The following is a 23,320-nucleotide window of genomic DNA, read 5'->3' as shown; positions in this document are numbered from 1 at the left end:
GTCGCGCCCGTCGGACGATCGGCAGCGTACGAATGCCGGCCGGCAGTGCGCGGACGCGAGCGCGGCACCGTCCGGCCACGGCCGGGCGCGGAGGGAACGGAACGCACCGTGAAGATCACTGAGCCCACACCCGGCGCGCCCTGCTGGGTGGAGCTGGGCACGTCGGACGTGGACGCCGCCAAGGTGTACTACCGCCAGGTCTTCGGCTGGCGCGCCGAGACCGACCCGCGCGACGAGGCGGGCGGCTACACCATGCTGTACCTCGGGGCCGCCCCGGTCGCCGCGCTGACTCCGCTCCACGTCCCCGGGCAGCCGACCGCCTGGACCGTGTCGTTCGCGACGCGGGACGCCGACGCGCAGGCCGCGGCGGTCACCGAGGCGGGCGGGCGCCGGTTGACGGGGCCGATGGACGTCTTCGACCTCGGCCGCTTCGCCGTACTGGCCGACCCGGAAGGCGCGGTCTTCTCGCTGTGGCAGGGCCGGTCGTTCGCCGGCGCCGCGGTGTTCAACGCACCGGGCTCGCTCGGCTGGGTCGAGCTCGCGACCCGGGACGAGGAGGCCGCCAAGGCCTTCTACACACGGATCTTCGGCTGGACCGTGGGCACGCACAAGGACTACCCGCAATGGGGCATTGACGGTGCCGACTTCGGCGGGATGAGCGCGCTGGACGAGTTCTACCCGGACGACGTCAGGGCGCACTGGCTGCCGTACTTCGCGGTCGCCGACGTCGACGAGACGGCCGCCCGGGCTGCCGAGTCGGGCGGCATGCTGCTGGTGCCCCCGACCGATGTGCCCGCGGGGCCGAGGGTCGCGGTGATCCGGGATCCGCAGGGAGGACACTTCGGCATCCACCGGGCCGGTATGGAGGGCTGAGTCCGGACATTGCTCCGGTGTACCCGCGGTGCGGCGACCGCCCCTGCCGCGGGCGGCCTTGTGCTGTCACACGATCGGCGTCCTGTTCGTCGTTTCACCACACTCCAGGAGTGGTTTATGCGTAATGTCCACTTCGCGGCAATGGGTGGCATTGCGCGTCGAGAACAGGAGACCCCTATGCCCACGACCGACCTCCTCATGGCCCGCGGCAAAAAGCTCGCAGCCGGCGCGGGCGCACTGACCGCGGCCGCCGCCCTCGGCGCGACGCTGCTGGCCGCGGCCCCGGCGCACGCGACGACGCCCGCGCCCGCCAAGCCCTTTGGCGTGGTCATCGCCAAGACGGGCCTGAGTCAGCGTCAGTATCCCAGCACGGACTCCTCGGTGCGGGGTCACCTCCACCACCGTGCACAGGTCGGCCTGGTGTGCAAGGTCCGCACCCAGAGCGTCGGCGGCAACACCGTCTGGTACCTGACCCGCGAGGAGCGGGCGACCTGGGTCTCGGCCAGGTACGTGACCAGCAGCGGCGCCGTGAAGTACTGCAAGGACGTCCGGCGCAGCCGCCTGCTGCCGCCCAACGCGGCGAAGCACGCCGTGGGTTGATGGAGCCCGGGGTAGGCCCGGTCCGGTGCCGCGGAGGTACCGGACCGGGCCTTCGTGTGCGCGTCGGGCGGTGTCGCCCGTCCGCGGAGCGCAAGAGCGCAAAACCGAGAACGGAGAAGAGAAGGAAAGGAGGGGCGGGGAAGGGAGGGGCAGGGAAAGGAAGGGCAGGGAAAGGAAGGGAGCCATGCAGATCGATCTCACCGGACGGACCGCGATCGTGACCGGGTCGACGCAGGGCATCGGGGCGGCCATTGCCCTGGGGTTGGCCCGCGCCGGAGCCCGGGTCGCCGTGAACGGCCGCAGCGCCGGGTCCGTGGACGCGGCGCTGGAGCGGATGCGGACCGAGGAGCCGGGCACGGCATTCCTCGCGGCGCCCGGTGACGTCGGCACCGACGACGGCCTCGACCGGATCGCCGAGGCCGTACCGCAGGCAGACATCCTCATCAACAACCTGGGCATTTTCGGCCCCCGGCCCGCCCTGGAGATCGACGACGCCGAATGGCGGCGCTATTTCGAAATCAATGTGCTCACGGCCGTCCGGATGATCCGCCGCTATCTTCCCGGGATGACCGAGCGGGGCTGGGGACGCATCCAGAACATCGCCAGCGACTCCGCCGTGGTGATCCCGGCGGAGATGATTCAGTACGGGATGTCCAAGACGGCGCTGCTCGCGGTGTCCCGGGGCTTTGCCAAGGAGGCGGCCGGGAGCGGGGTGTGCGTGAACTCGGTCATCGCCGGACCGACCCATACCGGAGGCGTCGAGGACTTCGTTTACGACCTCGTCGGCCGGGACCTCCCGTGGGACGAGGCGCAACGTGCGTTCATGCGGGAGTACCGGCCGCAGTCGCTGATCCAGCGCATGATCGAACCGGAGGAGATCGCCGCCATGGTGGTCTACCTCAGCTCCCCGTTCGCCTCGGCGACGACGGGTGCGGCCGTCCGCGTCGACGGCGGGTACGTCGACTCGATCCTCCCCTGACCGAGGGGGTGAGCCTCCCGCCCGTCCGGACGGCACGCCGGCTCGCTCCGTGTGACTGTCCCCCGTACGGTCGCCCCCCGCACGCCCCCCCCGCACGCCCCCCCGCACGACCACCTCCCGTACGGCCGCCCTCCCGCATGCCCCCCGGCACGACCGCCCCGGCACAGCCGCGCACCCGCACCCTTCCGAATTACTGAAACAAGTTCTACTGTGCCCTCGATCCGGCAGCCGACGGGCCGTCAGCATCCCGCGCCCCCTCGGACCGGACGACCGGACCGGACGAACTGGAGGGGCCGTGCACCTCGAATACACCCCCGAGCAACAGCAGTTGCGCGCCGAGCTGCGCACCTACTTCGCCGAGTTGGTGCCGGACGGTGCCCTCGCCGGCCCCCACGGTTCCGAGGCCGGTGCAGACGGCTCCCTCGCCGGCGCCGCCGACCGGAAGCGCTTCTACCGCGAGACCGTACGGCGGCTGGGCACCGACGGCTGGCTCGGCGTCGGCTGGCCCAAGGAGTTCGGCGGGCGCGGCCTGTCCCCGACGGAACAGTTCATCTTCTTCGACGAGGCGGCCCAAGCGGGCGTGCCGCTGCCGCTGATGGCGCTGAACACCGTCGGCCCGACGATCATGCAGTTCGGCACCGACGAACAGAAGGCCTACTTCCTGCCCCGGATCCTCTCCGGCGAGATCGACTTCGCCATCGGCTACAGCGAACCGGACGCCGGCACCGACCTGGCCGCCCTCAAGACCCGCGCCGTACGCGAGGGCGACGAGGAGACCGGCCACTACGTCGTCAACGGGCAGAAGATCTGGACGACCAACGGCGACACCGCGGACTGGGTATGGCTCGCCGTGCGCACCGACCCCCAGGCCCCGCCCCACAAGGGCATCACCATGCTCCTCGTCCCCACCAGCGACCCCGGCTACTCCTGCACCCTGATCAACACCCTCGCCTCGCACGACACCACCGCCAGCTACTACGAGAACATCACCGTCCCGGCCTCCCGCCGCGTCGGCCAAGAGAACAAGGGCTGGCGGATCATCACCAACCAGCTCAACCACGAGCGGGTCACCCTCGCCGCCCACGGGACCATGGCCATCCGCGCCCTGCACGACGTCCAGCGCTGGGCCGCCGGCACCGCACTCGGCGACGGCCGCCGGGTCATCGACCTGGGCTGGGTGCGCGGACGGCTGGCCCGCACCCACGCCAGACTCGATGCCATGAAGCTGCTGAACTGGCAGATGGTCGACGCGCTCCAGCAGGGCACCCTCACCCCGCAGGACGCCTCCGCGGTCAAGGTCTACGGCTCCGAGGCCCGCCGGGACGCCTACGCCTGGCTGATGGAGGTCGTCGGCTCCGCGGGTCCCCTCAAAGAGGGCTCGGCCGGCGCGGTCCTCCACGGCGAACTGGAACGCGGCTACCGCTCCGCCGTCATCTTCACCTTCGGCGGCGGCAACAACGAGATCCAGCGCGAGATCATCTCCTGGATCGGCCTGGGGATGCCCCGCGTACGGCGCTGAACCGGTGCGACCGACGCCGACCGGGACCAGCGCACCACCGATTGGGACCGGCGCACCGGCGGCCGACCGGGAGCGCGCGGCCCCCCGTACGCAACGGCGGCTGGACTGTCCCTGCCGTACCGGGCCCGCCGCGCGCATGATGCACAGGACCCACGGCACGACCGACAATGGAGACACGCCGACGGCAGGGCGGTCCGGCAGCGGGAGGTGTGGCGCATGGGAGGCGACCCGGGGCTTTTCGGGCCCCGTTCCGTGACCTGGCAGATGCACAGCGATCCGATGATGTGGATCGCGGGCGTCCGTGCGCTGTACCTCCAGGCGCTGCACCCTCGTGCGGTGCGCGGTGTCCTTCAGAATTCGGACTTCAGGAGTGACGCCTGGGGCCGGCTGATGCGGACCGCCGAGTTCGTCGGCACGCTCACGTACGACACCACCGACGCCGCCGAACAGGCCGGTGCCACGGTCCGCCGTATCCACCGCCGGCTGTCCGCCACCGACCCCGCCAGCGGGGAGCGCTACGGGGTCGACGAGCCGGACCTGCTGCTGTGGGTGCACTGCGCGGCGGTGGATTCCTACCTGCACGTCCTGCGCCGCTCCGGGTACCCGCTAGGCGACGCCCATGCCGACGCCTACCTCCACGAGCAGCGCGAAAGCGCCCGGCTCGTCGGCCTCGACCCGGCCGGTGTGCCCGGCAGCCGGGCCGCGCTCGCCGCCTACTTCGCCCGCGTACGGCCCGAGTTGGCGCTGACCCCCGAAGCCGGCGAGGTGGACGCGTTTCTGTGCAGGCCACCGACCCCGGCCCCGCTCGTGCCGGCCCGCGCCCTGCTCTGGCAGCGGGTGGCACAGCTCGCCTACGGCGCACTCCCGGCGTACGCACATGAGCTCTACGGGCGCCCCGTACCCCCGTCCGCAACCGTCACCCGGCGGCTGCGCGCCACCGGCCGCCTCCTTCGCGCCATTCCGCCCGCCGTCCGCTGGCAGCTCCCGCCCCGGCACATCCTGCGCGCCGTCGCACGACTCGGCCCCGGCGCCCGCCCAGCGCCCTACAAGCTCCGCCCTTCCGCCGCCATACTGGACGGGCAGGAGGACACGCAGGGGGAACTGCGCGGCTGACCACGGGGGACGGGGGCGGCGATACATGGGTGCGGACCAGAGACTGATCCAACGGCGGTACCGGCTGCTCGGCACCATCGGGCGCGGTGGCATGGGGGAGGTGTGGCGGGCCCGCGACGAGTCGCTGGGCCGGCAAGTCGCGGTCAAGTGCCTCAAGCCCACGGGGCCACGGCACGAACCGTCGTTCCTGCAGGTACTGCGCGAACGTTTCCGCCGTGAGGCCCGGGTCGCCGCCGCGCTCCAGCACCGCGGCATCACCGTCGTCCATGACTTCGGCGAGGACGAGGGCACCCTCTTCATCGTCATGGAACTGCTCAGCGGCCGTAACCTCAGCCAGCTGCTGGAGGACAACCGCCGCCAGCCGCTGCCCGTACCGGACCTCGTCGAGATCGCCGAGCAGGTCACCGCCGCGCTCGCCTACACCCACGAACAAGCCGTCGTGCACCGCGATCTGAAACCGGCGAATATCGTCCGGACCGCCGACGGCACGGTCAAGATCTGCGACTTCGGCATCGCCCGGCTCGGCCACGACATCGGCTTCACCGCCCGCCTCACCGGCACCGGCATCGCCATGGGCAGTCCGCACTACATGTCGCCCGAACAGATCGGCGCCCACGGCGTCGACCACCGCAGCGACCTCTACTCCCTCGGCTGTGTGCTGTATGAGATCGCCACCGGCGTGCCGCCCTTCGACCTGGGGGATGCCTGGGCGGTGCTCGTCGGGCACCGTGACCAGGCGCCGGAACCGCCCCGTACGCTGCGCCCCGACCTCCCCGAGGCCTACGAGCGCATCATCCTCGAACTGCTCGCCAAGGACCCCGACGACCGGCCCAGGGACGCCGACGAGCTGGGCAAACGCCTCGCCGACGCCCGCCATCCGCACCCCGCCCGTGGCACCGCGGGCGGCTCGGACGAGGCGACCGGCCCCGGCCGGCGGCTGCCCTCCTGGACCCGTGGCATGACCCTCGGCTCCCTGGCGGCCCCCGGGCGGCGGGCGCACGGGTTCCCGGCGGACCGTTCCGCCACCGTCCTGACCGACACCTGGACCGGCGGAAGGGAGCCGCAGTGCGGTGACGCGTCCCCGGCCGCCGGCATCGCCAGCCCGGCACCGCCGGACGACCGCCGCGCCACCCTCGCCGCGCTGGCCGGACGGCACACCGCCGCGCTGAACCTCGGCCGGCTGGGCCGCTGGGCGGAGGCGGGCGAGGCACACCGTGCGCTCGCCGCGGAGCGCGAGCGGCTGCTCGGCCCCGACCACCCCGACACGCTCACCAGCCGTCTGGAGGCCGGTCACGCCCTGAGCCGTCTCGGCCGGAGCTTCGAGGCGCACCAGGTCTACGCCGAGGTGCTGACGGGCCGTGAACGTGCACTGGGCCCCGACCACCCCGACTCGCTGAGCTGCCGCCACCACGTCGCGCTGAACCTCGGCCGGCTGGGACGGCTGGAGGACTGCTGCGCTCTGGCCCGGGAGGTGGCCGAGGCCCGCGCCCGGGTGCTCGGCGCGGACCACGCCGACACCCTCGCCACCCGCTGCGAACTCGCCCATGTCCTGGGCAGACTGGGCCGGTGGACGGAGGCCCTGCACACCTACCGGGACATCGCGGCGGCGCGCACCGCCTCGCTCGGCCCCGACCACCCCGACACCCTCGCCGCCCGCTACGAGGTCGGCATCGGCCTCGGCCGGCTCGGCCGCAGCGGCGAAGCCCTGGCGCTCTACCGGGACCTGACCGCCGCCCGTACCCGTGCCCAGGGCGCGGAGGATCCGGAGACGTTGCGTGCCCGGCACGGCCTGGGCGTCAGCCTCGGACGGCAGAACCGCTGGCAGGAGGCGCTGGCGGAGGCGCGTGCGGTCGCCGCGGCACGGGCGCGGGTGCTCGGGCCCGACCACCCCGACACCCTGGTCAGCCGCCGGGAGAGTGCCGTGGCGCTCGGCTGGCTGGGCCGCTGGGACGAGGCGCTGGACCTCTACCGCGAGGTCGCGGACGCCCGCGAACGGGTCCTGGGCGCCGGCCATCTCGACACGCTGGCCAGCTACGGCGACTTGGCCCAGTGCCTGGAACAACTGGGCCGTACGAAGGAGGCGGCCGCCCTCCACCGCCGGGTCGCGGACCTGCGCAGGGAGCGCGCCGCACGCCGGCGGTAGGGGACGGGCCGCGGTGGCCCGGTACCCGAGGTGCCCCGGGCCGGTACCCGAGGTGCCCGGGCCGGCCCCCGGAGACCGAGCCGCCCCCGGAGACCGGGTCAGGTCAGTCCGGAGTCACCCGGTAGAGCACCGTGCTGTGGGGCGGCACCTCGCGTGCCGTGATCGTGTCCTCGCTGTGCGAGCGGCGGCCGCTGACCAGATCGCGCAGCAGGTAGGAGCCCGCCTCCGGCAGTCCGGCCGTCCCGGCCGTGACCGACAGCGTGCGCGGCGTGTCGCCCGAGTTGAACAGGGCGACGGCCCGGTCGCCGTTCTTCAGCGGCTTGGTCAGCACCGCGGAGCCGTTGTCCTCCTGCACGACGGTCCCCTGGACGCCGAGCGCGTCCTGGTCGACGGCGATGACCTTCTTGTTCCCGAGCACCTTGCGTGCCGCCGGGGACAGGCGGCTCAGGTCCGTGCTGGAGATCAGGGGGGCGGCCATCATCGCCCACAGCGACATCTGGCTCTGCATCTCCTGCTGCGTCACGCCCGTGTCACCGGCCAGCAGGAAGTCCGGGTCGTTCCAGCGGCCGGGACGCTGGAGGCCGGCCAGCCGCGCGTTGTAGCGGAAGTTGTAGAGGATGGAGGACCACTTCACGGCCGGTGTGTTCTTCTCCACCGCGACGTCCCGCCCGCCCCGCCACAGATTGCCGAGCGAGGCCGACCAGCCGATGACCCGGTGCCAGACGCTGTCCCCGTCGTACTGGAAGTAGGCCGGCGCCGACACCGAGAAGGTGATCGGGCGGCCGGTGGCCCGCAGCGCACGGCTCATCTGGCCGTACAGGTCCCGGTAGGTCTCCTCTTTGGTGTGCCCCGGCGCGACGGGGACATTGCAGCCGTCCGCCTTGACGTAGTCGACCTTCCAGCGGGCGAACAGCTCCGCGTCTTCCCGGAAATGGCCGAGACTGCCCGGATATTTCTCACAGGTCAGGGTGCCGACGTCCTCGTAGATCCCGAACTTCAGTCCCAGCTCGTGCAGCTTCCGCCCGAGGTAGGCCATGCCGTGCGGGAACTTCGTCCGGTCCGCCGTCAGTTCGCCCTCGGGGCCGCGCTGCCTGCTCATCCAGCAGTCGTCGACGGTGACGGTGCGGTAGCCGCGCCGGGCCAGCCCCGAACGGACCAGCGCCCGCGCGTTGTCGAGGATCACCTTCTCGTTGATGTCGCACATGTAGTACGACCAGTCGTTCCAGCCCATCGGGGGTCTCGGCGCCAGGTTCGGATACCTCTCCGCGAGCTGCCGGGCGGCGGACGCACGGGCCGGCCCTGGGGCCGCAGAGGCGGGAGCGGGGGCCGCGAGCAGCCCGGCCGAACAGGCGGCGACGGCGGTCAGTCCGGCGAAGGTGCGGCCGAGGCGGGGTACCGGCGAGTGGGACACGGGTCACCTCACGGGTGGGCGGGACGGTCTGACGAGAGCGCGGCGGGGGTGGGGGCCGGGGCGGAGCACGGCCGGACGCTAGGAGCAGCCCCCTGCCCGGTCAAGAAGCCGCACCGCCCCGGGTGAAGGTTTCAGCCGCCTGCACCTGGCGACCGCGATCACCGCGTGCTACCAAGGGGCATGCCGGAACGGACTTCGTATGACGCGGTCATCGTCGGTGGCGGGCACAACGGACTGGTGGCCGCCGCCTATCTCGCACGCGCCGGGCGCAGCGTGCTGGTGCTGGAGCGGCTGGACCACACCGGTGGTGCCGCCGTGTCGACCCGGGCGTTCGCCGGAGTCGACGCCCGGCTGTCCCGTTACTCCTACCTCGTCAGCCTGTTGCCGCCGAAGATCGTGCGGGACCTCGGTCTGCGCTTCGCGGTCCGCAAACGCACCGTCTCCTCCTACACCCCCACCGTGCGCGACGGCCGGCCCACCGGCCTCCTGGTCGGCGGCGGCGAGGGCCGGACCCGTACCGCCTTCGCCGAACTCACCGGGTCCGACCGGGAGTTCACTGCCTGGCAGCGCTTCTACGGCAGCACGGCGCGGCTGGCCGAGCGCGTCTTCCCCACCTTGACCGAGCCCCTGCCCACCCGTGCCGCACTGCGCGCCGCGGTCGACGACGACGCCACCTGGCACGCCCTGTTCGAACGCCCCCTGGGGGAGGTGGTCGAGGAGACCTTCACCGACGACCTGATCCGCGGCGTGGTCCTCACCGACGCCCTCATCGGCACCTTCGCCACCGCCCATGACCCGTCGCTCCGTCAGAACCGCTGCTTCCTCTACCACGTCATCGGCGGCGGCACCGGCGACTGGGACGTCCCCATCGGCGGGATGGGCGCCCTCACCGACGCACTGGCCGACGCCGCCCGGCGGGCCGGCGCGGAGATCGTCACCGACTGCGCGGTGACCGGTATCGCGACGGACGGCCGCAGCGCGGAGGTGACCTGCGAGGCGGGCACCATCGGCGCCCGCCGGGTCCTCGTCAACGCCGCCCCGCGCGAGCTGGCCCGTCTGCTGGGCGAGGCCCCGCCGCCCCCCGCCGAGGGCGCCCAGCTCAAGGTCAACATGCTGCTCACCCGGCTGCCACGGCTGCGAGACAACCGGGTGGACCCACGGGAGGCCTTCTCCGGCACCTTCCATATCGCCGAGGGTTACCGCCAGCTGGAGAGTGCCTACCAGCAGGCCGCATCCGGCACCCTGCCCGCCTCCCCGCCGTCCGAGATCTACTGCCACTCCCTCACCGACCCCTCCATCCTCGGTGCCGACCTGGTCCGGCAGGGCTACCAGACCCTCACCCTGTTCGGCCTGCACGCCCCCGCGAGCCTGTTCACCGCCGACAACGACACCACCCGCGACCGCCTCCTGGCGGCCACCCTCGCCGAACTGGAGCGTCACCTCGCCGAACCGCTCGCCGACTGCCTGGCCCACGACGCCGACGGCCGCCCCTGCATCGAGGCCCGCTCGCCCCTCGACCTGGACCGTGAACTCGGCCTGCCGGGCGGCAACATCTTCCACCGCGACCTGGCCTTTCCCTACGCGGATCCCTCGGACGAAGCGCTCGGTGACGCCCGGTCCGGCCCGGCCCGCTGGGGCGTGGCGACCACGCACCCCAACGTCCTGCTGTGCGGGGCGGGCGCGGTACGCGGCGGGGGCGTGAGCGGCATCCCGGGGCACAACGCGGCGATGGCGGTGCTGGAGGAGGGATGAGCGGCGACGGCCGGCCGCCCCGGCGTCCCGGGACGGCCGGCGGCCGCCCGTTCCGGGATGCCGCGTCAAGTTTCTGACGCTGCATCAGAAACTCTCTTCCCTCGTACGGCCCGCTGCGGCATCCTGCGCCCATGCAGACGGAGCTGAGCAACACCCTGGGAGTCGAGCACGCCGTCTTCGGGTTCACCCCTTTCCCCGCGGTCGCCGCGGCGATCACCCGGGCCGGCGGGTTCGGGGTGCTCGGCGCGGTCCGCTACACCGCGCCGGACGAGCTGGCGCGCGACCTGGACTGGATGCAGGACCACACCGGAGGGCTGCCGTACGGGCTCGATGTGGTGATGCCCGCCAAGAAGGTGGAGGGCGTCACCGAGGCCGAGGTCGAGGCGATGATCCCGGAGGAGCACCGCCGCTTCGTCACCGGGCTCCTCGACAAGCACCAGGTGCCGCATCTCGCGGAGGGCGAGGCATCCGGCTGGCGGATCACCGGGTGGATGGAACAGGTCGCCCGCACCCAGCTCGATGTGGCCTTCGACTATCCGGTCAAGCTGCTGGCCAACGCCCTCGGCTCACCCCCGCCCGACATCGTCCGGCGCGCTCACGACCACGGCATCCTCGTCGCCGCACTGGCAGGCAGCCCGCGCCACGCCCGCCACCACAAGGCCGCCGGTATCGACATCGTCGTCGCCCAGGGGTACGAGGCGGGCGGCCACACCGGCGAGATCGCCACCATGGTGCTCACCCCCGAGGTGGTGGCCGCCGTCGACCCGCTGCCGGTGCTCGCCGCGGGCGGTATCGGCACCGGTGAGCAGATCGCCGCCGGGCTCGCCCTCGGTGCCCAGGGCGTCTGGCTGGGCTCGCTCTGGCTGACCACCGAGGAGGCGGATCTGCACTCCCGGCGGCTGACCGCCAAGCTGCTCGCCGCCGGCCCCGGCGACACCGTCCGCTCCCGTGCCCTGACCGGCAAACCCGCCCGCCAGTTGCGCACCGAATGGACCGACGCCTGGGACGAACCGGGCGGCCCCGGGCCCCTCCCGATGCCGCTGCAGGGGCTGCTGGTCGCCGAGGCCAACTCCCGTATCCAGCGGTACGAGGTCGAGCCGCTGCTCGGCACCCCGGTCGGCCAGATCGTCGGCCGGATGAACAGCGAACGCAGCGTCCAGGCCGTCTTCGACGACCTCACCCGCGGCTTCGAGCGGGCCATCGACCGCATCAACCGCATCGCCGGACGCGCCTGATCGCGGGGTGCCTGATCCCGAGGCGCCTGATCGCGGGGTGCCTGATCCCGAAGGCGTCTGATCCCGGGGGCGCCTGATCTTGAGGAGGACAGCGGAATGACCCATGAGTCCCCACCGCCCAACGGCTTCTGGGCGCAGGCCACCGCCGACCCGGACCGCACGGTCCTGGTCACCGCCGACGGTGAGGAGTGGACCGCCGGACGGCTGCACGCCGCGAGCAACCAGTTGGTCCACGGCCTGCGGGCGGCGGGCCTGGAGCGCGGTGACGCCTTCGCCGTGGTCCTCCCCAACGGCGTCGAGTTCTTCACCGCCTACCTGGCCGCGTCCCAGGCGGGCTTCTACCTCGTCCCCGTCAACCACCACCTGGTCGGCCCGGAGATCGCCTGGATTGTCGCCGACTCCGGGGCGAAGGTGCTGATCGCCCACGAGCGGTTCGCCGAGGCGGCCCGGCACGCCGCCGACGAGGCGAAGCTGCCGGCGTCCCGGCGCCATGCCGTCGGCCGTATCGACGGTTTCCAGCCCTACGCCCAACTCCTCGACGGACAGCCACAGTCCGCGCCAGGGGACCGCACGCTGGGCTGGGTCATGAACTACACCTCCGGCACCACCGGACGCCCGCGCGGCATCCGCCGCCCGCTGCCCGGCACCGAGCCCGAGGCCGCCCACCTCGGCGGATTCCTCGCCATCTTCGGCATCACGCCGTTCGACGACCATGTCCATCTGGTCTGCTCGCCGCTCTACCACACCGCCGTCCTGCAATTCGCCGGCGCCTCGCTGCACATCGGTCACCGACTCGTCCTGATGGACAAGTGGACCCCGCAGGACATGCTGGCCCTGATAGACGCGCACCGCTGCACCCACACCCATATGGTGCCCACCCAGTTCCACCGGCTGCTCGCGCTGCCGGAGGAGACCCGCGCGGCCTACGACGTGAGCTCGATGCGGCATGCCCTCCACGGTGCCGCACCCTGCCCCGACCACGTCAAACGCGCCATGATCGACTGGTGGGGGGACTGCGTCGAGGAGTATTACGCGGCCAGCGAGGGCGGTGGCGCATTCGCGACCGCCGAGGACTGGCTCAAGAAGCCCGGGACGGTCGGCAAGGCCTGGCCGATCAGCGAGCTGGCCGTCTTCGACGACGACGGGAACCGGCTGCCCCCGGGCGAACTCGGCACCGTCTACATGAAGATGAGCACCGGCGGCTTCCAGTACCACAAGGACGAGGGGAAGACGAAGAAGAACCGGATCGGAGACTTCTTCACCGTCGGGGACCTCGGGTACCTGGACGCCGACGGATTCCTCTTCCTCCGCGACCGCAAGATCGACATGATCATCTCGGGCGGGGTGAACATCTACCCCGCCGAGATCGAGTCCGCCCTGCTCGCCCACCCCGCGGTCGCCGACGCGGCCGCCTTCGGCATCCCGCACGACGACTGGGGAGAGGAGGTCAAGGCCGTGATCGAACCCGCCGAGGGCCACCTGCCCGGGCCCGAACTGGCCGCCGACATCATGGCCCACTGCGCACGGCAACTGGCGGGCTACAAACGGCCCAAGTCGGTCGACTTCCTCACCGCCATGCCACGCGACCCCAACGGCAAGCTCTACAAGCGCCGGCTGCGCGACCCGTACTGGGAGGGGCGGGAACGCTCCGTGTAGCCGGTGGCCCCCGTGGCCAGGGCTCCGGACTCCGGTCGGGTGGCTTGACCGGCGGTGAGGGGCGGCCGAGGATCGCGCCATGACGCAAGCGCGGAGCAATACGGTCGACGGAGTCCTGCGGCGCAGCGCCCGTCGGGTGCCCGGACGGACTGCGGTGCGGTACGCGGACCGGGCCTGGACCTATCGCGAGCTGGATGACGCGGTGACCGCCGCGGCCCGGGTGCTGCGGGCGGACGGCCTGCGGTCCGGCGACCGGGTCGCCTCCTACGGGCACAACTCGGATGCGTACCTGATCGGGTACCTGGCCTGTGCCCGCGCCGGACTGGTGCATGTGCCGGTCAACCACGGCCTCACCGGCGAGGATCTGCGCTACGTCCTGGAACAGTCGGGCAGCGCGCTGGTGCTCACCGACGCCGCGCTCGCGCACCGGCTGCCGGATTCCGTACGCACCAGGCCGCTGTACGGGGCGCCCGGCGGCCTGCTGGAGCGGCTTGCGTCCTGCGACGAGCCGGTGGTGGGCGCCGGCGGGCCGGATGCGGACCCGGGCGAGCCGGTGGCGGACGCCGACGAGCTGCTGGCGGACGCGGCCGGGCCGGTGACCGAGGTGTCCGACGAGGACCTGGTCCAGCTCCTCTATACCTCGGGGACCACCGCCCTCCCCAAGGGCGCGATGATGACGCACCGTGCCCTGGTGCACGAGTACACCAGCGCCGTCGTCGCCCTCGACCTGAAGGAGACGGACCGGCCGCTGCACTCGCTCCCGCTCTACCACTCCGCGCAGCTGCACGTCTTCCTGCTGCCCTATCTGGCGGTCGGCGCGGAGAACACCATCCTGGACGGGCCCGACCCGGACCGGATCTTCGACCTGGTGGAAAAGGGCCTGGCCGACAGCCTGTTCGCGCCGCCTACCGTGTGGATCGCGCTGTCGAACCACCCCGACTTCGCCACCCGGGAGCTGAGCGGGCTGCGCAAGGCCTACTACGGTGCCTCGATCATGCCGGTGCCGGTCCTGGAACGGCTCCGTGCCCGACTGCCCGGGCTCGCCTTCTACAACTGCTTCGGGCAGAGCGAGATCGGGCCGCTGGCCACCGTGCTCGGCCCCGGCGAACACGAGGGCCGGATGGACTCCTGCGGGCGCCCGGTGCTGTTCGTCGAGGCACGCGTGGTGGACGAGGAGGGCCGGGAGGTGCCGGACGGCACCCGGGGCGAGGTCGTCTACCGCTCCCCGCAACTGTGCACCGGCTACTGGGACAAGCCGGAGGAGACCGCGGAGGCGTTCCGGGACGGCTGGTTCCACTCCGGCGACCTCGCGGTGCGGGACGCGGAGGGCTATTTCACGGTGGTCGACCGGGTCAAGGACGTCATCAACTCCGGTGGCGTACTGGTTGCCTCACGTCAGGTCGAGGATGTGCTCTACGAGCATCCGCAGGTGGCCGAGGTCGCGGTCATCGGGCTGCCGGACGAGCGCTGGATCGAGGCGGTGACCGCGGTGGTCGTGCTGCGTACGGACGGCGCGGACGGCCCGGGTGGTACAGCCGGTACGGGCGGTGCCGGGGGCCAGCCGGGCGGCGCGGGGGTGGGGGAGCAGGAGCTGATCGCGGCGGCCCGCGCCCGCCTTGCGCCGTTCAAGGCACCCAAACGGGTGATGTTCGTGGACGCACTGCCGCGCAACGCCAGCGGCAAGGTCCTCAAGCGGGAGCTGCGCGCACGGTTCGGCGCGTCCTGAGCCGGTCGGGGCCCGGCGCGCGGAAGGGCGGTTGTCAGTGGCCCCTGCCATCCTGAGAAACGGCGGGAAACAGTCGCGAACGCCACGATCCGTGCGACGGAATTTGCGACGGAATTGCGACGGGGATCGACGGAGACGCGACGGAGACCGACGAAGACCGACGGAGGACCACCCATGCTGACGACCCACTACGTTCCGGGCACACCCAACTGGCTCGACCTCGGGGCCCCCGATATCGACGACGCCGTTTCCTTCTACGGCGCCGTCTTCGGCTGGCATTTCCAGTCGGCCGGCCCGGACGCCGGCGGCTACGGCTTCTTCCAGCTCGACGGCAAGACGGTCGGTGCCATCGGCCCGCTGATGGACGAGGGCGCGCGCTCCGCCTGGACGGTGTACTTCCACACCCCGGACGCGGACGCCACGCTGAAGTCGGTGGAGCAGGCCGGCGGCTCGGTGCGCGTCCCGCCGATGGACGTCTTCACCGCGGGCCGGCTGGCTGCCTTCACCGACCCGACGGGCGGCGAATTCGCCGTGTGGCAGCCGGGCGACACCCAGGGCCTGGAAACGGTCATGGAGCCGAACTCCCTGTGCTGGACGGAGCTGTACACCACCGATGCGGCCGCCGCGAAGGATTTCTACCGCTCGGTCTTCTCCTGGAGCCACCAGGACATGCCGATGGGTGGTGACTTGGTCTACTCCGTCGTCTCCGCGCCGGGCGGCGGCAAGGGCGACGACACTGGGCACGGCGGCATCATGCAGCTGCAGAAGGCGCATCTGCAGGCCGGTTCGAGCTCGGAGTGGCACCCGTATTTCGGGGTGACCGACTGCGACGCCACCTTCGCCGCGGCCACCGAGCGCGGCGCCACGGTCCTGATCCCGCCCACCGATGCCCCGGGCGTCGGCCGGCTGGCCATGGTCAAGGACCCGGCAGGTGCCCCGTTCGCCCTCATCAAGGGGGACCCGACCCTGGGCTGAGCTGGCCTCTTGGCTGACCCGCCCCCTAAATGCCCCGGCCCCGCGGGCCGAGCGGATCCCTGGGATGGGCCGTCCCGTGGGCCGAGCGGACTCCTGGGCTGGGCCGACCCGCGGGCTGGGCGGGCCCCTGGGCCGTGCCGACGCGTGGGCTGGGCCGGCTCCCGGACCGAGCCGACCCGTGGCACGGCCGTTGCCTCGCGGACGCGGAGGCCGAAAATGCCGCGCCCGCGACGGCGTGCAGCACCTATCGTCCCCGGGGCGGCGGAACGCATGGCGCTGGGCGAGGAGCCCGGGCATGCCGTATGACGGAGAGCGAGCGGAGACGGTGCAAGCAGAGCGGCAGGAGCGGTGGACGGCTTCGGGAGTCAGGCTGCGCCGGGTCTCCTCCGGTGACGGGCGCGGGAACTGGCTCTTCGTGCCCGGCGGGCCCGGCCTGGGCTCCGAGGCCCTGCACGGTCTGGTGGCGGCGGCCCGGGTCCCCGGAACCGCCTGGCTGGTCGATCTGCCCGGCGACGGCTCCAACCGTGGCCATCCCGCGATTCCGGCCGAGCCCTACGCCCACTGGCCGGGCGCCCTGACGGAGGCCGCGCAGGCGCTGGACGACGTGGTGATGGTCGGCCACTCCACCGGAGGCATGTTCCTGCTGTCCGTCCCGGAACTCGCCGCGCACCTCGCGGGCCTGGCGCTGATCAGCAGCGCCCCGCACGCCGGCTGGCGCCCTGCCTTCGCCCGCTATGCCGAGGACCACCCGCTCCCCGGCGTCGACGCCGCTGCCGAGCGCTACGCCTGGCAACCGGACGACCAGAACTTGCGGGCCTTGACGCTCGCCGCCGCGCCGTGGAACTTCCTCCCGTCCGCGTCCGCCGACGGCCGGGCACTCCTCGCGGACCTGCCGTACTGCCATGACGCGGTGGCCTGGGCCGACGCCCACTTCGACGACACCTACCGGGCCCGCTGGACACCGCGGGACCTGCCGACCCTGATCGTCAGCGGTGACCGGGACCGCATCGTCGACCAGCGCCTCTGGCAGGACGAGCCGGGCTTCCACGGGGCACACGTCCTGCACCACCGGATCGGCGGCGCCGGCCATTTCCCCTGGATCGAGACCCCCGGCTCCGTCCGCACAGCCTTCGCCGCCCTCGCCGCCCGCCTGACCCCGACGGACTGAGCGACCATCGGCCGGGCGCTGCCGCCGTGTTCACACCGGCGGAAGGCCCGACTCGATGCCCCGCGTCAGCAGCGGCTCGAGTCGGGCCAATGGCCATGCGTCAGATCCCCACGTCCCACAGGACGCGATCACCAACGCTCAAGACCGACTTTCGCAACAGACCTAGTAGACCGGCGTGAGGTACCACTGGTGCTGGTCGTTCATGTTGTCGCAGTGGTACCCCTTGATCTTGCCCTGGCTCTCCAGTGCCTTCGCCCAGTCGCGGCACTGCTGCTCGCCCGCCACCGGGATCGGCGTCCCGTCGGCGGCCTGGGAGACTCCGGCGGTAACGCCCGACATCGCCACCGCACCAGCCAGCACGACCACTGCGTTCATGAGCTTCCTGCGCATCGTCTCTCCTCTCTCGTGCACCACCCCCAGCCAGCTGGAACCAGGGACCAGGGGTGCGAACGGAGATGATCATGCAGGGCCCCACTAACGTACGACTAACACCGCCACGGCCCGGCCCCGGCCGGATGGCGTCCGCAAAGCGACGAGCCAGTGCTCTGACCGCGTATGTTCGCCGGGTGGCGGTCGTGGCGGTCGTGGCGGTTGGGTGTGCGGGGATGCCCGATCCGACCGCTGGAGGTGTGGTGGCCGTGCCTGTCCGTCGCGCCGGATACCCCGGTCACAGATCGGCGCCAGCCATGAACCTCCCCATCAAGCGGGTGGAACCCGGCGGGCAGGAACCTCGAAGACGAGTTCGAGACCGTCCTCCTCGTCCCACTGCTCTCCGACCTCAACGAAGCCGAAGCCTGAAATCGTGGCCAGGGACGCCACGTTGTCGGGGCTGATCGTCGCCCGCACAGTCGTGACTGCGGTTTCGGCCGCTGCCCGGCGGAGCAACTCGATCAGCGCGGACCGGGCATACCCCTGGCGACGGAAGCCGGGAGCAATGGAGTAGCCGATCTCGACCATGCCGACCTCATCAGGCGGTCCGTGGAACCCGGCATGTCCGACGACGAGACCCTTGTCGCCGACGACCGCCTGCCGCACCATCCACCGCGCATGGACGGGATCGGCGGCCATCTGATCGAGCCGGAACTGCCACAGCCACCGTGCGCTATCGGTCACGAAGTACTCGGTCAGCGAAACCCCGGCCACCCTGCCGGCTTCGGACAGGTCTCCATCGAGCAAAGCGGACATCGCCCCACCGGGCAGCTCGACAAAACGCACACGTTTCGGGCTCCGCGTGAACGGCCCCCAGCAGTCAGCTTCATCTGTCACCTGCGGATGCTCGCCCACTCACCCGAAGGGTGTCCAACGATTTCGAAGCAGTCCAGCAGTCCAGCAGTCCAGCAGTCCAGCAGTCCAGCAGCCCGGCAGTCCAGCAGCCCGGCAGCCCGGCAGCCACCCCGCGACGTCATCCACCACCACGACCCCGCCCCGGTGAACCGCCCCGATGAACCTTCCCGGTCAGAGCACTAGACGTTGTCCGCCCCCTTGTCGCGCGGCCGGGCGTCCACGATGCGCTTGATCTTGCCGACGGAGCGTTCCAGGGTCTCCGGGTCGACGATCTCGACCGCGACCGATACCCCGATCCCGTCCTTGACGCCCCGTGCGATCAGTCCGGCGGCGGCCGTGCGCGCCTCCGGGGCCGCGTCGGGGCGGGCCTCGGCTCGTACCGTCAGATGGTCCATCCGGCCCTCCCGGGTCAGCCTCAGCTGGAAGTGCGGGGCGACCCCGGGCGTCCGCAGCACGATCTCCTCGACCTGGGCGGGGAAGAGATTGACCCCCCGCAGGATGATCATGTCGTCGCTGCGTCCGGTGATCTTCTCCATCCTGCGGAAGGCGGCGCGCGCGGTGCCGGGCAGCAGCCGGGTCAGATCACGGGTGCGGTAGCGGATGACCGGCATCGCCTCCTTGGTGAGCGAGGTGAAGACCAGCTCGCCGTGCGCACCGTCCGGCAGTACCTCGCCGGTGATCGGATCGACCACCTCCGGGTAGAAGTGGTCCTCCCAGATGTGCAGCCCGTCCTTGGTCTCCACGCACTCCTGGGCGACACCGGGGCCCATCACCTCCGACAGGCCGTATATGTCCACGGCGTCGATCGCGAACCGCTCCTCGATCTCGCGGCGCATCTCCTGCGTCCAGGGTTCGGCGCCGAAGACGCCCACCTCGAGCGAGGTCGTACGGGGATCGATGCCCTGCCGCTCGAACTCGTCCAGCAGGGTGAGCATGTAGGACGGGGTGACCATGATGATCTCGGGCCGGAGGTCCTGGATGATCTGCACCTGGCGGCTGGTCATCCCACCGGACGCCGGTACGACCGTGCAGCCCAGCCGCTCGGCGCCGTAGTGGGCACCCAGACCGCCGGTGAACAGTCCGTACCCGTAGGCGATATGGACGGTGTGTCCGGGCCGCGCACCCGCGGCACGGAGGGAGCGGGCGACGACATCCGACCAGTGCGACAGATCGCGTTCGGTGTAGCCGACGATCGTCGGGCGGCCGGTGGTGCCGCTGGAGGCGTGAATGCGGCGCACCTTCTCCTTCGGGACGGCGAACATCCCGAAGGGGTACTGGGCGCGCAGATCATCCTTGACGGTGAACGGGAAGCGGGCGAGATCACCGAGCGAGCGGCAGTCCTGCGGATGCACCCCGGCCCGGTCGAAGGACTCCCGGTAGAACGGGACGTGGTCATAGGCATGCTGCAACGAGGCGCGCAGCCGGGTCAGTTGCAGGCTGTGCAGTGCGTCCGCCGAAAGCCGCTCCGCGTCGTCGAACGTATCGCTGCCCGTAGCCGCTTCCGGCATGGAGTCCACCGCCTCGTGTCCCTACCGATCATTCGGTAGCCATCCGTTGATCCAAGTAATCAGCGCGCGGCGAACACGTCAAGGGGCGTGACGCCGACACCTCCCGGGTAGCGTCCAGCGCATGAGTGACGTTCGGAAAGTGCAGGTCGGTGAGGTCCAGCTGGCGTACCGGGTATGGGGGGAGGAGGACGTGCCCCCGGCCGTGCTGCTGCACTGCCTCGGGGAGGACGGCGAGGACTGGCGTGGCGTGGTCGGCCGGCTCGCCGGCACCCACCGTGTCTACGCCCCCGACCAGCGGGGCCACGGCCTCAGCGACTGGCCCGGTGCGTACGGCTTCGAACGGTGGCGGGACGACGCGATCGGCTTCCTGCAGGCGCTCGGACTGGAGCGGGTGGCCCTGATCGGGCACTCGATGGGTGCGGTGGCCGCACTGCTGCTGGCCGCGGACCGGCCCGAGCTGGTGGACCGGCTGGTCCTGGAGGAAGTGCCGCTGCCGCTGCCCGCCGAGCCGCCGCAGGAGGTGCCGGAGCAACCGGCCGGCCCGCAGTCGTTCGACTGGTACGCCAAGACCGCGGTGGTGGCGGAGCGCAATGCGCCCGACCCCGCGTGGTGGGACGCGCCGGCGAAGGTCACCGCACCGACCCTGGTCATCGGCGGCGGCGAGTCCAGCCATATCCCGCAGGACCACCTCGCCCGCCTGGCCGAGCGGATGCCCGACGCCCGTCTGGTGACGGTGGAGGGGGCCGGCCATCTCGTCCACGAGGAGCGGCCGGGGGAATTCCTCGCCGCGGTCACCTCGTTCCTGGCGCCGTAGCCGTAGCCGTAGCCGTAGCCGTAGCCGTAGCCGTAGCCGTAGCCGTAGCCGTAGCCGTAGCCGTAGCCGTAGCCTGTCGCGTGGGCTGCGCGCGGTCCGGGGAGGCCTGCTCGCCCGGTTCTTCCGGAGGCCGGCCCTCTGCCGTCCGCTGATCTCCCCGGGGTTCCCGGGGTGAGAGAAAGGCCGCCGACCGTGCACCTGACCACCTCGCTACGGAGCGCCCTGGCCCTCGGCGCGGCCGTGGCCGTCCTGCTCACCGGGACCGGCGGGGCCGCCGCGGCGCCGGCCGTGCCGTCTGCCGCTTCCGCACCGCCCGCCGCGCCCGTACCGCCTGCCGCCGCCGCGCACTCGCCGTACGGCGAACTCCGGCCGCTCGCCGCGCTGTCCGCCGAGCGGCTGGCCACCGGCGATCTGGTGGCCGCGGCGAAGTGGGGCACCGGCAGCCCGATCGACGATCCGGCGCGTGAGCAGGAGGTGCTGGACACGGTGGCGGACCAGGCCCGGCGGCTGGGTGCCGACCCGGCCGCCACGGTGCGGGTCTTCCGGGATCAGATCGAGGCCAACAAGGTCGTGCAGCGCGGGCTGTACCGCCGGTGGGACGCGGACCCGGCGCAGGCGCCCACCGAGCGGCCCGACCTCCAGGAGGTCCGCAAGGAGATCAACCGCATCAATGGCGCGCTGGTGCGGGCCCTGGCCGGCTCCCCGCGTGCCCGTTCGGCGCCGTACTGCGCTCCGCTGCTGACCGCGGCCGCGGTGCGGGTGCACCAGCAGCGGAACCTGGACGCGCTGCACACGGCGGCCCTGGCCCGCTCGCTGCGCTCGGTCTGCGCCGGAGCCTGACCACGGGCCCGCCCGGCCCAGCCTGTCCGCAAGCGCCGCTCAGCCAAGCCGCCCCGCTCACCCCACCCGCCAAGCCGCCCTGCTCACCCCGTCCCCCCGCCCGCCGCCACCGCCCGCGCCCAGCGATAGTCCGCCTTGCCACTGGGCGAACGCTGGATGTGGTCGGTGAAGACGGCGGCACGCGGGATCTTGTACCCCGCCAACCGGGTCCGGCAGTGGTGCTGCAGGCCTTCCAGGTCCAACGGCGCCGCACCGGCCCGCAGTTGGACCACGGCCGCGACACGGCTGCCCCACCGCTCGTCCGGCACGCCCGCCACCAGCGCGTCATAGACGTCCGGATGCGCCTTCAGCGCCTGCTCGACCTCCTCCGGATAGACCTTCTCGCCACCGGAGTTGATGCACTGCGAGCCCCGGCCGAGGACGGTGACGATGCCCGCCTCGTCCACGGTCGCCATATCGCCCAGCAGCACCCACCGGTCGCCGTGCGCCTCGAAGAAGGTCTCGGCGGTCTTCTTCGGGTCGTTGTAGTAGCCCAGCGGGACATGCCCGCGCAGCGCGATACGGCCGACCTCGCCGGCCGGCACCGGCTCATGGGTCGCCAGGTCCACCACTGCCGTACGGGAGTTGACGTGCAGCCGGAAGCCCTTGCCAGGGCCGGAGTCGTCGGTGGCGGTGCCGTTGAACCCGGACTCGGACGAGCCGAAGTTGTTGAGCAGCATGACGTGCGGGAGCAGCGCGGCGAACTGGGCGCGTACGGTCTCGGAGAGGATCGCGCCCGAGCTGCTGACGCTGAACAGCGAGGAGCAGTCGGTGCCCTTGAGCGGCCCGCCGAGAGCGTCGACGAGCGGACGCAGCATCGCATCGCCGACCAGCGACACGCTGGTGACCCGCTCCCGCTCGATGGTCCGCAGCACCTCCTCGGGCACGTATTTGCGGTGGACGACGACCTTCTGGCCGAAGTGGAAGGCGATGAACGTGGTGAGGGTGGAGGTGCCGTGCATCAGCGGGGGAGCGGGGAAGAAGACGATGCCGTCGCCGCCGGCCGCGACCCGCTCGGCCAGCTCCTGCGGCCGCGTCACCGGCTCACCGGTTGGTGCCCCGCCGCCCATTCCGGCGAAGAACAGGTCCTCGTGGCGCCACATCACGCCCTTGGGCATGCCGGTGGTGCCACCGGTGTAGATCACGATTTGGTCGTCGGCCGAGCGCGGCCCGAAGTCCCGCGCGGGGGAGGCGGCGGCCTCGGCGTCCGCGAGCGCGACAGGCGTGACGGGCGGCTCGGGGGCACCGGCGGGCGGGGTGCCGACCCGGACGAGATGCCGCAGCCCGGGCGCCTGCGGGAGGGCGGCGGCCACCCGCGCGGTGAACTCCGCGTCGAAGACCAGCGCCACCAGGTCGGCGTCCCGGTAGAGGTAGACCAGCTCCTCCTCGACGTAGCGGTAGTTGACGTTCACCGGAACGGCGCGGATCTTCAGGCAGGCGTAGACGGCCTGGAGGTATTCGATGCCGTTGTAGAGGTGCAGCCCGACGTGCTGACCGGGGCGGATGCCGCGGTCGGCGAGGTGGTGGGCCAGGCGGTTGGCGGCGCGGTCCAGCTCGGCGTAGGTCAGCCGCCGTTCGCTGCCGGTCCCCGGATGGTCGACGTACACCAGCGCCTCGCGGTCCGGGACCGTGTCGACGATCGACTCGAAGAGGTCGGCAAGGTTGTACTCCACGTCTCCTCCAGA

At 71.9% G+C, this 23,320-nt stretch carries 19 protein-coding genes; 14 read left to right on the top strand and 5 right to left on the bottom strand.

All coding sequences use genetic code 11. The features are described 5' to 3' along the window. Positions 1-108 precede the first annotated feature (108 nt). From ABR737_RS08680 to ABR737_RS08655, 6 genes are all read left to right on the top strand, one after another. Positions 109-873, top strand: coding sequence for a VOC family protein (locus tag ABR737_RS08680; RefSeq protein WP_350249601.1), 765 nt, complete (start codon positions 109-111; stop codon positions 871-873). A gap of 177 nt (positions 874-1,050) precedes the next feature. Continuing rightward, on the top strand, positions 1,051-1,473 hold the full coding sequence (locus ABR737_RS08675; protein WP_350249600.1) for an SH3 domain-containing protein: 423 nt from the start codon (positions 1,051-1,053) through the stop codon (positions 1,471-1,473). Positions 1,474-1,657: 184 nt separating this feature from the next. After that, positions 1,658-2,452 (top strand): SDR family NAD(P)-dependent oxidoreductase, encoded by a 795-nt coding sequence (locus ABR737_RS08670; protein WP_350249599.1) that lies wholly within the window; start codon positions 1,658-1,660, stop codon positions 2,450-2,452. Positions 2,453-2,747: 295 nt separating this feature from the next. Next, positions 2,748-3,971 carry an acyl-CoA dehydrogenase family protein gene (locus tag ABR737_RS08665; protein WP_350249598.1) on the top strand — a complete coding sequence of 408 codons (1,224 nt, stop codon included), beginning with the start codon at positions 2,748-2,750 and terminating at the stop codon, positions 3,969-3,971. A gap of 216 nt (positions 3,972-4,187) precedes the next feature. After that, positions 4,188-5,084, top strand: coding sequence for an oxygenase MpaB family protein (locus tag ABR737_RS08660; RefSeq protein WP_350249597.1), 897 nt, complete (start codon positions 4,188-4,190; stop codon positions 5,082-5,084). Between the two features lie 25 nt (positions 5,085-5,109). Beyond that, complete coding sequence (locus ABR737_RS08655; RefSeq protein WP_350249596.1) at positions 5,110-7,227, top strand: serine/threonine-protein kinase; 2,118 nt, start codon at positions 5,110-5,112, stop codon at positions 7,225-7,227. A 103-nt stretch (positions 7,228-7,330) separates the two neighbouring features. Here ABR737_RS08655 and ABR737_RS08650 read toward each other — a convergent pair whose 3' ends face one another. Beyond that, positions 7,331-8,638: a glycoside hydrolase family 27 protein gene (locus tag ABR737_RS08650; RefSeq protein ID WP_350249595.1), complete on the bottom strand. Its 1,308-nt coding sequence runs from the start codon at positions 8,636-8,638 to the stop codon at positions 7,331-7,333. Between the two features lie 180 nt (positions 8,639-8,818). Here ABR737_RS08650 and ABR737_RS08645 point away from each other — a divergent pair, with 180 nt between their 5' ends. The 6 genes from ABR737_RS08645 (at position 8,819) to ABR737_RS08620 (ending at position 17,150) form a co-directional block, all read left to right on the top strand. After that, positions 8,819-10,390 carry a phytoene desaturase family protein gene (locus tag ABR737_RS08645; RefSeq protein ID WP_350249594.1) on the top strand — a complete coding sequence of 524 codons (1,572 nt, stop codon included), beginning with the start codon at positions 8,819-8,821 and terminating at the stop codon, positions 10,388-10,390. Positions 10,391-10,521: 131 nt separating this feature from the next. Next, a complete protein-coding gene (locus ABR737_RS08640; RefSeq protein ID WP_350249593.1) occupies positions 10,522-11,625 on the top strand; it encodes an NAD(P)H-dependent flavin oxidoreductase in 1,104 nt (367 codons plus the stop codon). A 96-nt stretch (positions 11,626-11,721) separates the two neighbouring features. After that, entirely contained in the window at positions 11,722-13,281 is a 1,560-nt protein-coding gene (locus ABR737_RS08635) for an acyl-CoA synthetase (protein WP_350249592.1), read from the top strand. Positions 13,282-13,360: 79 nt separating this feature from the next. Continuing rightward, on the top strand, positions 13,361-15,007 hold the full coding sequence (locus ABR737_RS08630) for a fatty acyl-CoA synthetase (protein WP_350249591.1): 1,647 nt from the start codon (positions 13,361-13,363) through the stop codon (positions 15,005-15,007). Positions 15,008-15,181: 174 nt separating this feature from the next. Continuing rightward, a complete protein-coding gene (locus tag ABR737_RS08625) occupies positions 15,182-15,982 on the top strand; it encodes a VOC family protein (protein WP_350249590.1) in 801 nt (266 codons plus the stop codon). A gap of 295 nt (positions 15,983-16,277) precedes the next feature. Beyond that, the gene (locus tag ABR737_RS08620; RefSeq protein ID WP_350249589.1) at positions 16,278-17,150 is read left to right on the top strand and encodes an alpha/beta fold hydrolase; all 873 of its coding nucleotides are present in this window, start codon (positions 16,278-16,280) and stop codon (positions 17,148-17,150) included. Positions 17,151-17,312: 162 nt separating this feature from the next. On the opposite strand, the gene ABR737_RS08615 is transcribed toward ABR737_RS08620, so the two are convergent. From ABR737_RS08615 to paaK, 3 genes are all read right to left on the bottom strand, one after another. After that, positions 17,313-17,540, bottom strand: coding sequence for a hypothetical protein (locus ABR737_RS08615; RefSeq protein WP_350249588.1), 228 nt, complete (start codon positions 17,538-17,540; stop codon positions 17,313-17,315). Positions 17,541-17,849: 309 nt separating this feature from the next. Then, positions 17,850-18,335: a GNAT family N-acetyltransferase gene (locus ABR737_RS08610; protein ID WP_350256720.1), complete on the bottom strand. Its 486-nt coding sequence runs from the start codon at positions 18,333-18,335 to the stop codon at positions 17,850-17,852. Positions 18,336-18,613: 278 nt separating this feature from the next. Next, the gene (gene paaK / locus ABR737_RS08605; RefSeq protein ID WP_350249587.1) at positions 18,614-19,942 is read right to left on the bottom strand and encodes a phenylacetate--CoA ligase PaaK; all 1,329 of its coding nucleotides are present in this window, start codon (positions 19,940-19,942) and stop codon (positions 18,614-18,616) included. A gap of 121 nt (positions 19,943-20,063) precedes the next feature. On the opposite strand from paaK, the gene ABR737_RS08600 reads away from it, so the two are divergent. Together ABR737_RS08600 and ABR737_RS08595 are read left to right on the top strand one after the other, a co-directional pair. After that, positions 20,064-20,756: an alpha/beta fold hydrolase gene (locus ABR737_RS08600; protein WP_350249586.1), complete on the top strand. Its 693-nt coding sequence runs from the start codon at positions 20,064-20,066 to the stop codon at positions 20,754-20,756. A gap of 192 nt (positions 20,757-20,948) precedes the next feature. Further along, complete coding sequence (locus ABR737_RS08595) at positions 20,949-21,596, top strand: chorismate mutase (protein WP_350249585.1); 648 nt, start codon at positions 20,949-20,951, stop codon at positions 21,594-21,596. 83 nt (positions 21,597-21,679) lie between these two features. Here the strand turns inward: ABR737_RS08595 and ABR737_RS08590 are convergent, their stop codons facing one another. Then, positions 21,680-23,308, bottom strand: coding sequence for an acyl-CoA synthetase (locus ABR737_RS08590; RefSeq protein ID WP_350249584.1), 1,629 nt, complete (start codon positions 23,306-23,308; stop codon positions 21,680-21,682). Positions 23,309-23,320 lie beyond the last annotated feature (12 nt).

It is taken from the genome of Streptomyces sp. Edi2 (assembly GCF_040253635.1).
Taxonomy (GTDB): domain Bacteria; phylum Actinomycetota; class Actinomycetes; order Streptomycetales; family Streptomycetaceae; genus Streptomyces.
The sequence above is the reverse complement of the archived record's forward strand: the minus strand, read 5'-3'. Positions and strand labels throughout refer to the sequence as shown.

Bases quoted from the DNA above. Each gene is read 5' to 3' on its own strand.
- ABR737_RS08675 (WP_350249600.1), top strand. From the start codon at position 1,051: ATGCCCACGACCGACCTCCTCATGGCCCGCGGCAAAAAGCTCGCAGCC.
- ABR737_RS08670 (WP_350249599.1), top strand. From the start codon at position 1,658: ATGCAGATCGATCTCACCGGACGGACCGCGATCGTGACCGGGTCGACG.
- ABR737_RS08660 (WP_350249597.1), top strand. From the start codon at position 4,188: ATGGGAGGCGACCCGGGGCTTTTCGGGCCCCGTTCCGTGACCTGGCAG.
- ABR737_RS08655 (WP_350249596.1), top strand. From the start codon at position 5,110: ATGGGTGCGGACCAGAGACTGATCCAACGGCGGTACCGGCTGCTCGGC.
- ABR737_RS08645 (WP_350249594.1), top strand. From the start codon at position 8,819: ATGCCGGAACGGACTTCGTATGACGCGGTCATCGTCGGTGGCGGGCAC.
- ABR737_RS08640 (WP_350249593.1), top strand. From the start codon at position 10,522: ATGCAGACGGAGCTGAGCAACACCCTGGGAGTCGAGCACGCCGTCTTC.
- ABR737_RS08635 (WP_350249592.1), top strand. From the start codon at position 11,722: ATGACCCATGAGTCCCCACCGCCCAACGGCTTCTGGGCGCAGGCCACC.
- ABR737_RS08630 (WP_350249591.1), top strand. From the start codon at position 13,361: ATGACGCAAGCGCGGAGCAATACGGTCGACGGAGTCCTGCGGCGCAGC.
- ABR737_RS08625 (WP_350249590.1), top strand. From the start codon at position 15,182: ATGCTGACGACCCACTACGTTCCGGGCACACCCAACTGGCTCGACCTC.
- ABR737_RS08620 (WP_350249589.1), top strand. From the start codon at position 16,278: ATGCCGTATGACGGAGAGCGAGCGGAGACGGTGCAAGCAGAGCGGCAG.
- ABR737_RS08615 (WP_350249588.1), bottom strand. From the start codon at position 17,540: ATGCGCAGGAAGCTCATGAACGCAGTGGTCGTGCTGGCTGGTGCGGTG.
- ABR737_RS08610 (WP_350256720.1), bottom strand. From the start codon at position 18,335: ATGTCCGCTTTGCTCGATGGAGACCTGTCCGAAGCCGGCAGGGTGGCC.
- paaK (WP_350249587.1), bottom strand. From the start codon at position 19,942: ATGCCGGAAGCGGCTACGGGCAGCGATACGTTCGACGACGCGGAGCGG.
- ABR737_RS08600 (WP_350249586.1), top strand. From the start codon at position 20,064: ATGAGTGACGTTCGGAAAGTGCAGGTCGGTGAGGTCCAGCTGGCGTAC.